Below are 1103 nucleotides of genomic sequence, written 5' to 3' on the forward strand. Positions count from 1 at the left end.
CCATAGTCCACCCCGCTCTTGCCGCCGACCGCTCACCCCTTGCTATGTCGCCGTCTGGCTAGGCCGCTCGGCCCGCCGGGTGGAAGTTGATGCGTTCACGGACGACGGGGAAGCCCGCCCTGGTGAAGTTCGCGGCCATGGGGAAGTTGCCACGGTCCGTCGCTCCGGTGACGAACTCCGCGCCCTGCTCGACCAGGAAGTGCGTGCACTCCGCAAGGAGGTCGTAGGCGTGGCCCTGCCCGCGCTGTTCCGGAACCACTCCGATGAAGCCGACGGTCGGTCCGGAGGGGTTGTGGGCCGGGATGTGGATGCCGACCAGGTCGCCCTCCGGGGTGTGGGCGACCTGCCACCACTCCCGCGGGGAGGGGCACCAGTGGAAGAAGTCGAGTTCCTCCCGGGCGGCCTGGTCGAGGCCGCCCTCCTCGATGGACTTCAGCGCGTGGGCGTCCAGGGTGACGGAGTGGATGCGGCGCAACGCGTCGAGGAACACGGTGTCGTCGGGTTCGGCGCGAAAGCGCAGGCGTCCGGGCCGCTCGGGCAGACCCCGCTCCGGGGTCCAGCGGTACAGGAAGCGCTCCACCAGGAGGTCGTACCCGGCGGATCGTGCGGCGGCGAAACGCGCCTCGGCGGCTGCGCGCAGGCCGGGCCTGTCCCGCCAGTCGCCGGGCAGGTTGATCTCGAGTTCGACCTGCCGGGAAGCGGAGCGCAGGAGTTCGGCCCCGGCCTCCTCCTCGCCCTCGGCCACATCGAACCAGTTGATGTTGACGGGCTCCGCGTCGTCGGGCCCGCCCCACCAGGCGCCGCGTGCGACGACCTCACCGTCGCGCAGGGCGACGCGCTTCCACTCGGGGCGGAACTGGGTGCGCCGGTGGGCTTCACGAGCGTCCAGCGGGTCGGGCAGTGCGTCAAAGAGATGAGCGTCGCGCGCGGAGAGCGCGCGGATGACCAGATCGGTCATGGGTTCCTCCGGGATACAGGCTGCTTGGAGCGCTCCCGGTCAGAACTGACGATCCACGCCGGGACAGCGGAAGAGGGAGCGCGGGAAAGGTGTGAACTGCACGGCACTCGCCTCCTTCCATCCATGTCAGGGCGTGAAGCCATAC

Annotated in this window: 1 protein-coding gene; it reads right to left on the bottom strand. The window is 70.2% G+C overall.

Annotation, left to right across the window (positions count from 1 at the left end):
• Nucleotides 1–58 precede the first annotated feature (58 nt).
• Nucleotides 59–958 carry a GNAT family N-acetyltransferase gene (locus tag ACQKIP_RS48030; RefSeq protein ID WP_365864933.1) on the bottom strand — a complete coding sequence of 300 codons (900 nt, stop codon included), beginning with the start codon at nucleotides 956–958 and terminating at the stop codon, nucleotides 59–61.
• Nucleotides 959–1103: the final 145 nt, after the last annotated feature.

Source organism: Streptomyces sp. NPDC059900 (assembly GCF_050270335.1).
Classification (GTDB): Bacteria; Actinomycetota; Actinomycetes; order Streptomycetales; family Streptomycetaceae; genus Streptomyces.

Bases quoted from the DNA above. Each gene is read 5' to 3' on its own strand.
- ACQKIP_RS48030 (WP_365864933.1), bottom strand. From the start codon at position 958: ATGACCGATCTGGTCATCCGCGCGCTCTCCGCGCGCGACGCTCATCTC.